The sequence below is a fragment of the Azohydromonas australica DSM 1124 genome, from assembly GCF_000430725.1.
In the GTDB taxonomy this organism is placed as follows: Bacteria; Pseudomonadota; Gammaproteobacteria; order Burkholderiales; family Burkholderiaceae_C; genus Azohydromonas; species Azohydromonas australica.
The window spans coordinates 34,963-44,166 of record NZ_AUMO01000077.1; the positions used below are offsets into that span (position 1 = coordinate 34,963).

Here is a 9,204-nt window from a genome sequence, read left to right on the forward strand (position 1 = left end):
CCAGCCTGTCGGCCATCGATACGTCAGGTGCGTTCGGCGATAGACAAAGCTGAGCGCAGCAGTTGTCCGCGTCGCAGGGCGCTCGCTACGCTGGCTGCATGCTCCAGACACACGCAGCCGACGCCTCGCCGCCCACGGCATCGGACCGTCCCTACCCCACACGCCAGGGCCGCCTGCCACGCCACCTGCACGAGGTCAACTCGCAGTGGCTAAGCCGCCTGCTGGCGCACCGCTACACCGGCATCGAGGTGCATGGCCTGTCGGTGGTGGAGATCAAAAACAGCCACACCACCAAGCTGCGCGTGGCACTGGAACTCAACGAGGTTGGACGAGCCGCCGGCATTCCCAGCCAGGTGTGCCTGAAGTCCAACTGGTCGGAGGGATTTGAGAGCGGGGATATCTGCGAGTTCGAGGCACGTTTTTACCACCTGATGCGTGACCAGTTGCAGGCTCCGGTGCCGCGCTCGTACTACGCCGACTGGGACGGCGACGGTGGGGGCCGGGGCGTTGTGGTGATGGAAGACCTGGGCGTGGCCGAAGGCGACTTCGGCAACAGCGCGCACCACCTCGGCGTGGACGGGGTGGCCAGGGGCCTGGAGTCGCTGGCGGCGCTGCATGGCGCCTTGTGGGACAGCCCGCTGCTGGCGGCACAGTCCTGGCTGCAGACCTCCATGAACACGCCGGTCGACACCGATCAGGTTCTGCGCATGTACAACTACATCAAACTGAACCTGGCCAAGCCGAGCTACCAGGCCTTCCTGCCGCGCTGGCTTTACGACCAGCCGACGCTGCTGGCGCACGCCTTTGACGAGCTGGCGGAGTTCGCGCGCACGCAGCCCGGGCCACGCTGCCTGGTGCATGGCGACTCGCACCAGGGCAACAGTTTCCTGCGTGCCGGCGGCGAGCGTGTCTGGCACGACTGGCAGCTGGTGCGCCAGGGCCAGCCTTGGCGTGACGTCACCTACTTCATGCTGGGCGCCCTGACGATCGAGGAGCGTCGCACCTCGGCGGCCGAGCTCATCCGTCACTACCGCGAAGCCTTGTCGGCCACGGGTGCGCGCGACGTGCCGGACCAGGACAGCGCCTGGGCACATTTTCGCCGCTGGCCGGTCTACGGCATGCAGGCCTGGCTGGCCAACGTCGACCACTGGGGCCAGGGCGGCATGCACATGGTCGAGCGCTTCTTCTGCGCGGCTGAGGACCTGGAAACCATCCCGCTGCTGACTGCTGGCAAGGCACCGCGGCGCACCGTGCGTCTGGGCCAAGGGGCACGGCCGATCGCCTCGGGGCTGCGCAAGCTGCTTGGAGCCGGCGTTGAGCCGTAACCATTCCATGTTGAAGGAACATGCCGCTCCCCTCAGCACCGCCGCTCTGATGGAACGCCTGCGCGGCTGGCTGCCCACGCGGATGCCTGGCGCCTGCGACCTGGACATCAGCGACCCGGTCGAGCCGGCACAGGGATCGTCGAGCCGGACCATCCTGTTCAAGCTGAGCTGGCGGGAGCAGGGCGTGGGGCACGAGCGGGACCTGGTGGCTCGCATCCAGCGCGGAGCGGCCTGTCCGCTGCAGTCCGACGTGCTGCATCATTACCGGACCATGGCCGCGATCGCCGATGCTGCCGACGTGGCCGTCCCGGGCCTGTTCCTGGCGCAGGAGGATGCCGGGATCCTGGGGGCGCCTTTCTTTCTCATGGAGCGGGTCGAAGGACGGGTGCCCGCCGATTTCCCGAGCTACCACGCACAGGGCTGGTTCGCCGCTGAACTGACGGCCCCACAGCGCGAGCGGGCATGGTGGAACGCCATCGCGGAGATGGCCAAGCTCCACCGGATCGGCTGGCAGCACTTCAGCTTCATGGCGCGGGAGCTGCAGCAGGCGCCGGATGCCGGCTTCTACCTGGAGCACTTCATCGGCCGGTGGCTTGCCTGGGCTGCGCAAGGCGAGCCCTATCCGCTGCTGGACCGGGCGCTGCGCCATTTGCTGGAGCATCGGCCGCCAGTGGAGCACGCCGGACTGGTCTGGAACGATGCCCGGATGGGCAACACGATGTTCGCAGCCGACCTGCGCGTGGCATCGCTACTGGACTTCGAGGTGGCGACGCTCGGACCGGCCGAGATCGACCTGGCCTGGTGGCTGTACGCGGAAGACCTCTTCAGCTTGCGCCTTGGTCACCAGCGCATCGCCGGCATCCCCGACCGGGAAGCCGCGATACGTGGCTTCGAGCGTCTCTACGGCCGTCCGATGCCGCATTTCGAGTACTACGAAGCCATCGCTGCGCTCAAGCATGCAGTGATTTCCATCCGGGATTTCCGCAACGGCAAGAGCGTCAACCGGTCCGGGGCCTTGCTCGACTTCGCCACGCAGCGCCTGTCGCGGTATCTGGACAGTGACCGCCGGGCCTAGGAGCAACACCGTGACCACGAAAACCACATCGGGATGCGCCACGCTCGTGGGGGTGGGCGACGTGATGATCGCCCGCTACGACGCGACACTGCTTGACCCCGCCGCCCCCGTCCTGCAGGCAGCCGACTTCACGTTTGGCAACTGCGAATGGCCTTACGCGGAAGAGGCAGGGGACACTCATCCCGTCGAAGCGCACCTCAACGACGACGTGGAGGGCGAGGACCTGTTCACTCCGGGGGATCCGCAAGCCATCCGCCTCAAGGCAGCCAAGGGCTTCGATGTCCTGTCCTTCGCCAACAACCACTCGATGCACGCCGGTTACCGGGCCTTCTTGCGCTCCATGGAGCTCATGCGGGAATCAGGCATCGCGCCGGTAGGCGCAGGCCGCAACATCGCCGAGGCGCTGGCGCCGGTGGTGCTGGAGCGCAATGGCGTGAAGGTCGCATTCGTGGGCTGCACCGCCGCACTGCTGCCCGGTGCCCACGCCGGGCGCCGCACACCCGGCGTCGCCCCACTGCGACGGCACAGCTATTTCCACAACCCCAACTGGAACGACTGGGGGCTGGCGCCGCAGATCGGGACACTGGTGGACCGCAAGGACCTGGCAGCGGTCTGCGCCAGCATCAGCGCGGCACGTGAGCAGGCCGACATCGTGGTGCTCAGCGTCCACTGGGGCCTGCTGGAAGACCGCGTGGCGATCGGCGACTACCAGCGCGAGGCCGCGCGTGCCTGCATCGACCATGGCGCCGACCTGATCCTGGGCCACGGCACGCTCGTGACCAAGGGCATCGAGGTCTACAAGGGCAAGGTGGTCTTCTACTCGCTGGGCAAGTTCCTGATGAAGGGGCCACGCGACACCGGCGACACGCCCATCGGCGTCAGAGCCGTCGTCGGCAAGCACAAGCGCAAGGGCCTGGCGGCCAGGATCGACATCGAGCACGGACGCATCGCCCGGGTCGCCTTCACGCCGGTGTTTGCTGACGAGGCCACACGGCCCTCCTTCCTGGATGCCAACGATGCGCTGTTTGGCGAGATCGCGGACGAGACCGAGGCGATCAGCGCGGCGGCGGGCCTGCAGGCCCGCTTCACCCGGATGCACGACCGCGTCGTGATTTCCTGATTTGGCGGGTGCCGCAGCACCCCGCCTCAGGCGCGGCGGCCTGGTCCGGCCTCTTGGCCGGCGGGCTCCAGCAGCCGATGGCGCAGGGCAGCCATACCATCGCCACCGACGCCCAGCGCCTCGTGCATGTAGCCCAGCACCGAGCCGTGCCGGGCCTCGACCGCCCTGAGTGCGCCCTCCAAATAGGCCGGATGGCACTTCAGCAGCGGGGCGCGCAGGTTGGGCGGCATGGCCTGCAGGTAGGCGAAGCCAGCGGCAGCGGCATCGGAGCCCGCTGCACGCGGGGTTGCCACCAGTGCATCGATGTCGAGGCAGCGGTCCGTGAGCAGGTAGTCGGCGAGCACCGTCGCTTCCGGGACACCCAGCACCCGCAGGATCAGGGCGGCCAACAGCCCGGTGCGATCCTTGCCCGCCATGCAATGGAACACCAGCGGCACGTCTCCGCTGACAATGTGGTTGAAGACGCATCCATACGGGCCGGCAAAGTGCCAGGGCATCTTCCGGTAGGTCGCCGCCAGCGCATCATGCACATCCTGCGGGGTGGCTTCCCGGGCGGCAGCGACTTGGCGCAGGCGGCTGTGGCCGGCGTCGTAGTCCCAGCCCCGATGCCACGCGCTGAAGCCGGTGACCGATGGCTCCTTCTCGCGCTCCACGGGTGTACGCAGGTCGCACACGACCCGGATGCTCTTGGATGCCAGCAGCGCCACGTCCTGCGACGTCAGCCCCGAGAGCTTGCCCGAGCGGTAGAGGACATGCCGGCGCACGCGCTGGCCGTCCGCGGTTTCGTAGCCTCCAAGGTCGCGAAAGTTGTGCCCGCCTGCCAGCGGCAGCAGGCGATGCTCGTCAGGTGTCACGGTCGATGCAGGCATGTGTGTCCTTGGGTCCTGGAAGGCGCCTGGGGAGCCGCCAGGCTCGCTCAGCACTCCTCGCTGCTGTCTCGGCAAACGGGGCACCGGCCAGGGCCCGGCTGATCAGGGCCGGCGTGGCCGCTTGGCCGCTCACAGCGCCAGTGCGCCGTGTCGTCACATCGCCCCCCGAAACGCCGCGCGCTGCGGGCAGGGGCACAGCAGGAAGCTGCGCGGCGGGACCGAAGGATGGGGCGTGCGGGGCGCCCCCATCCGCTTCGGCGGCTGACCTTGCTCGACCCTGCCCGTGAGCAGCTGCAGCGCCTGGTCAGACACATCCTGCGGTCCCGCGCCGCCGGCCGCAGCGCAGCACACCGGACACGATGAGCAGGCTGGAGCGGCGCTGCAGTTGCTCCATGCCGTGGCGGTGTACCGTCGGGTGTCGGGTCACGGCAAAAGCGCAGCGTGTTGAACACGGAAATGCCGCGGTCGGCCGTGCGTGGCTAGCACCGCGGCCCACGTGACAAGGGCCTCGCTGCGTGCTCGCGGCCTCGTACAGCGCGCTGGGCCCGCTGCGCGGGCGGATATGCCCTTGCAATGAGCAGCGCCATGGCAATGGTGTCCGCGACGGTGCGCAGCGCAAACGCCACAGCAGTTCGAGTCTTTCCCGTCATCGTCTCACGCGTTTGCGCAATTGACGATGGTGCCTGAGAAATCAGCCCAGCGCCGCCTCGATGGCCGCGCTCAGACGCGCATCGTCCGGCGTGATGTCGGGTGCAAAGCGGCCGATCACGTGGCCGTCACGGCCGACGAGGAATTTCTCGAAGTTCCATGTCACGTCGCTGGCGTGCTTGGGCAACAGGCCGTGCTTGCCCAGCGTTTCGTGCAACTTGGAGTCGCCGGAGGGCTGTGCCTGCGGCTGCGCGGCAATCAGTGCCGCGTAAAGCGGGTGCCGGGGCTCGCTGTTGATGTTGAGCTTGGCAAACAGCGGGAACGTCACGCCGAAGCGCGTGTCGCAGAAGTCGCGAATGTCCGCCGCACTGCCGGGCTCCTGCGCAGCAAAGTCGTTGCACGGGAAGCCCAGGACCTGCAGCCCGCGGTTGCCGTAACGCTCGTGCAGCGCCTGCAGGCCTGCGTACTGCGGCGTGAGGCCGCACTGCGATGCCACGTTGACCACCAGCAGCACCTGCCCCTTCCAGGGCTCGAGCGTGGTGGGCGCCCCGTCCAGGGCCTGCAGCGGGATGTCGTACAGGGAAGTGGTCAAGGTTTCTCCTCGTAGGCGCGCTGCACCAGCGTCATGCGGCCACCGGCCAGCATCAGCGCGCAGAACATCTGCAACTCCACGATCTCGGCGGTCGTGAAGTGGGCAGTCAAGTGGTCGAAGTCGCCATCGTCGATGGCATGCGGGTCCACGGCAAAGCGCTCGGCGTAGCGCAACGCCGCGCGCTCGGCCGGGCTGAAGTGCTCGCTGTCGGCATCCTGGCAGGCCAGCGCCGCCAAGTCCCGGGTGTCGACCGCGTCGCTCTTGCGGGCGACCTGGCAGGCCTGGCACTGGGTGAAGGTGGCAATGCGCAGCCGCACCAGTTCGCGCAACCGCGCATCGAGCACACCATGGTTGTGGAATTGGTCCAGCAGCGCCAGCCAGGCCAGCGCGACCTGCGGGCGATGCGCCCAGACCTGTACCGGCACGGTGGAGCTGAGCATGCGGGTGGCGCGGCCATGCCGCACCGCCTGAGCAAGCTCGCCCGGCAAGGCCTCCAGCGGCACCAGCGGCAGCCGCGCCACCGTCACAGCCGCTCGATGATGGTGGCCGTGCCCATGCCGCCGGCGCAGCAGATGGACTGCAGCGCGAAGCGGCCGCCACGGCGTTCCAGCTCGTGCAGCATCGACGTCATCAGCCGTGCGCCGCTGGCGCCAAGCGGGTGGCCCAGCGCGATGGCGCCGCCATTGACGTTGAGCCGTTCGTGCGCCACGCCGATCTCCTTCATCCACACCAGCGGCACCGGCGCAAACGCCTCGTTGACCTCGAAGAGGTCGATGTCGTCAAGCGTGAGGCCGGCGCGGGCGAGAACCTTGCGGGTGGCGGCAATCGGGCCCGTGAGCATGAGGGTCGGATCCGAACCGACAGTGGTGACCGCGCGAATGCGCGCACGGGGCTTGAGGCCCAGTGCACGGGCCTTGTCGGCCGACATCAGCAGCAGCGCCGCGGCGCCGTCCGAGATCTGCGACGAGTTGCCCGCGGTGAGCCGCCCGTCGGGACGGAAGCTCGTCTTGAGCGTGCCGAGCTTTTCCATCGCCGTGCCGGGGCGGATGGTCTCGTCGGCCTGGAACAGCGCTGCCTCGTCCTCCAAGCCCTTCTCCCGCACCTGGGCCACCGGCACCGGCACGATTTCCTGGCGGAAATACCCAGCCGCGGCCGCGGCGGCGGCACGGCGGTGGCTCTCCACGGCATAGGCGTCGAGCTCCTCGCGGCCCAGGCGCCACTCGTCGCACAGGCGCTCGGCGGCTTCGCCCTGGCTGGTGAGCTCATGGCGATCCGCGGCCATCCAGCCGAAGGCCTCCCCGTGGATGGCACGGTTGCTGCCCATGGGCACGCGGCTCATGTTCTCGGCCCCACCGGCCACGACCACGTCAGCCGCGCCGCAGGCGATGAGCCCGGCGGCCACATGCACCGCCTCCTCGCCGGAGCCGCACTTGCGGTCGATGGTCAGCCCGGGGATCGAGACGGGCCAGCCCGCGCCCAGCAGCGAGGTCCGCGCGATGTTGGCCGACTGCTCGCCGATTTGCGTGACGCAGCCGAAGATCACGTCGTCCACCACCTCGGGCTTCAGGCCGCTGCGGCTCACAAGCTCGTTGAGGACCACGGCCCCGAGGTGGTCGGCGCGTACGCCGGCCAGGCTGCCCTTGAACTTGCCAACGGGCGTGCGCGCCGCGCCGACGATCACGACATCGGCGGCGCTCACAGCACGCTCGCCTTCAGGCCGGAGCCGGGGATGCGCTGGCCATTCTCGTCATAGCGGTAGACCCCGGCGCCAGCCTTGCGGCCCAGGCGGCCGGAGGCGACCATCTTGATGATCAGCGGGCAGGGGCGGAACTTCTCCCCCAGCGTCGAGTGCAGGTAGCGCAGCACCGACAGCCGGGTGTCCCACCCGGTGAGGTCACCCAGCTCCAGCGGGCCCATGGGGTGGTTGAAGCCCATGCGCAGCGCCGTGTCGATGTCCTCGGCCGTGGCGACGCCCTCCTGCAGCATCCACATGGCCTCGTTGCCGAGCATGGCCGACATGCGGCTGGTCGTCAGGCCAGGCGCCTCGTTGACGACGATCGACGTCTTGCCCAGCGCGTCGCTGTACTCGCGCGCACGGGCCACGGCCTCGTCGCTGGTCGCGAGCCCGCGCACCAGCTCCACCAGCTTCATCTTGTGCACCGGGTTGAAGAAGTGCATGCCCACGACGCGCTCGGGCTGCTCCACGGCCGTGGCGATCTCGGTGACGCTCAGCGCGGAGGTGTTGGTGGCGATGAGCGCGCCCGGCACCATCTTCGGCGCAGCGGTGGACACGACCTGCTTCTTGACCGCGAGGTTCTCGGTGACGGTCTCCACCAGAAGCGCCGCACCCTCGGCGGCCACGGCCAGGTCCGCCTCGACCGTCAGCCGCGCCTTGCCAGCCTCGGCAGCCGCAGCCTCGACCTTGCCCAGCCGCACGCCGTCGTCCAGGATCTTGGCCACCGCCGCCAGCGCCTTGTCGGTGGCTGCAGCATTGCTGTCCACCAGCACGGTGGTGAAGCCACTGCTGGCAAAGGCATGCGCGATGCCCGTTCCCATCAGGCCGGCGCCGACGACGACGACCTTGTTGTTCGTGATGCTCATGAAGTCTTTCTTTCTGTCTGGGTTCAATCCATCAACGTGACGACGTTGCGCAGCGTGCCGATGCCCTCCACCTCGGCCTCCACTACATCGCCGGGCTGCAGGAACTTGCCGCTGCCTTGCGCCGTACCCGCCGGGGAGCCCGTGAACATGACGTCCCCGCACTCGAAGCTCGAGCGCTCATCCACGAAGGACACCAGCTGGCCCACGTCCCAGGTCATCTCGGCGGTGTTGCCGTCCTGGCGCACGTCGCCGTTGACGCGCAGCAGCAAGCGCAGCTTCGGCGAGCCTTGCGGGAACTCGTCGCGCGTGACGATCCAGGGCCCCAGGCCCGTGGTCTGGTCGGCGCTCTTGGCGGCGAACAGGTCCATGCCCACGCCGGGCGGGCCGCTGCGCTGCAGGTCGCGCGCGCTGACGTCGTTGCCCACCGTGTAGCCCAGCACGCTGGACAGCGGGTTGCTGCGGTCCACGCGCTCGGCGCCGATCACCGCCACCAGTTCCACCTCGTGGTCGAGTTCCTTGGTCAGCGGCGGGTAGCGCAGAGCGTCATTGGCGCCGATGAGCGCACCATGGGCCTTGAGGAAGGCGATGGGCTGGCTGTGCGACTTGATGCCGAAGTCGGCCGCCAGGTGCTTGGCGTAGTTGGCGCCGGCGACGACGACACGGTTGGTCCTCTCGATGGGTGGCAGCAGCCGCACGCTGGAGATGGGCCGCTGTGCGCCGGTGAAGCGCAGCGCGGCTTCCCCTTCGCCTCTCGTGAGCGCAGGCCCCCATTGCGCGACCGAGCCTTCGATGGGACGCAGCGTCCCCTTCTCGGGCTCGACAACGGCCCAGAACGGCGCGCCGCCGTCGGTACAGCGGGCAAGCTTCATGCGCTCACCACCGCCGGTTGCGTTGCGGGCCGGCCCAGCTTGGCCGGGTCCAGGTGCAGCAGCTCGCAGGCGTTCTTCCAGCGGATCTTGTCCAGGTCCGGCTGC

Annotated in this window: 9 protein-coding genes; 3 read left to right on the plus strand and 6 right to left on the minus strand. The window is 68.8% G+C overall.

The annotated features are described in order from the left end of the window. The first annotated feature begins 98 nt into the window (after nt 1-98). The 3 genes from H537_RS42740 to H537_RS0113120 are packed head-to-tail and all read left to right on the plus strand — an operon-like array spanning nt 99 to nt 3,520. The gene (locus tag H537_RS42740; RefSeq protein ID WP_064735965.1) at nt 99-1,325 is read left to right on the plus strand and encodes a phosphotransferase; all 1,227 of its coding nucleotides are present in this window, start codon (nt 99-101) and stop codon (nt 1,323-1,325) included. Next, nucleotides 1,303-2,400, plus strand: a complete 1,098-nt coding sequence (locus H537_RS42745; protein ID WP_156901668.1) for a phosphotransferase family protein — start codon at nt 1,303-1,305, stop codon at nt 2,398-2,400. Before H537_RS42740 ends, H537_RS42745 begins: the two co-directional genes overlap by 23 nt. A gap of 10 nt (nt 2,401-2,410) precedes the next feature. Next, nucleotides 2,411-3,520: a CapA family protein gene (locus tag H537_RS0113120; protein WP_156901669.1), complete on the plus strand. Its 1,110-nt coding sequence runs from the start codon at nt 2,411-2,413 to the stop codon at nt 3,518-3,520. 26 nt (nt 3,521-3,546) lie between these two features. Here the strand turns inward: H537_RS0113120 and H537_RS42750 are convergent, their stop codons facing one another. The 6 genes from H537_RS42750 to H537_RS0113150 all read right to left on the minus strand — a co-directional run bounded on the left by H537_RS42750 (nt 3,547) and on the right by H537_RS0113150 (nt 9,099). Continuing rightward, nucleotides 3,547-4,389 carry a tyrosine-protein phosphatase gene (locus H537_RS42750; RefSeq protein ID WP_051242525.1) on the minus strand — a complete coding sequence of 281 codons (843 nt, stop codon included), beginning with the start codon at nt 4,387-4,389 and terminating at the stop codon, nt 3,547-3,549. Nucleotides 4,390-5,080: 691 nt separating this feature from the next. Beyond that, complete coding sequence (locus H537_RS0113130) at nt 5,081-5,629, minus strand: glutathione peroxidase (protein ID WP_028998293.1); 549 nt, start codon at nt 5,627-5,629, stop codon at nt 5,081-5,083. Then, nucleotides 5,626-6,156: a carboxymuconolactone decarboxylase family protein gene (locus tag H537_RS0113135; protein WP_238446680.1), complete on the minus strand. Its 531-nt coding sequence runs from the start codon at nt 6,154-6,156 to the stop codon at nt 5,626-5,628. The genes H537_RS0113130 and H537_RS0113135 overlap by 4 nt, the downstream gene beginning before the upstream one ends. Continuing rightward, nucleotides 6,153-7,328, minus strand: coding sequence for a thiolase family protein (locus H537_RS0113140; RefSeq protein ID WP_028998295.1), 1,176 nt, complete (start codon nt 7,326-7,328; stop codon nt 6,153-6,155). The genes H537_RS0113135 and H537_RS0113140 overlap by 4 nt, the downstream gene beginning before the upstream one ends. Next, on the minus strand, nt 7,325-8,230 hold the full coding sequence (locus H537_RS0113145; RefSeq protein WP_028998296.1) for a 3-hydroxyacyl-CoA dehydrogenase: 906 nt from the start codon (nt 8,228-8,230) through the stop codon (nt 7,325-7,327). The genes H537_RS0113140 and H537_RS0113145 overlap by 4 nt, the downstream gene beginning before the upstream one ends. A gap of 23 nt (nt 8,231-8,253) precedes the next feature. After that, a complete protein-coding gene (locus tag H537_RS0113150; RefSeq protein WP_028998297.1) occupies nt 8,254-9,099 on the minus strand; it encodes a fumarylacetoacetate hydrolase family protein in 846 nt (281 codons plus the stop codon). Nucleotides 9,100-9,204: the final 105 nt, after the last annotated feature.

Excerpts from the sequence above, each read along its gene's own strand:
- H537_RS42750 (WP_051242525.1), bottom strand. The coding sequence starts at position 4,389 with ATGCCTGCATCGACCGTGACACCTGACGAGCATCGCCTGCTGCCGCTG.
- H537_RS0113150 (WP_028998297.1), bottom strand. The coding sequence starts at position 9,099 with ATGAAGCTTGCCCGCTGTACCGACGGCGGCGCGCCGTTCTGGGCCGTT.
- H537_RS0113145 (WP_028998296.1), bottom strand. The coding sequence starts at position 8,230 with ATGAGCATCACGAACAACAAGGTCGTCGTCGTCGGCGCCGGCCTGATG.
- H537_RS42740 (WP_064735965.1), top strand. The coding sequence starts at position 99 with ATGCTCCAGACACACGCAGCCGACGCCTCGCCGCCCACGGCATCGGAC.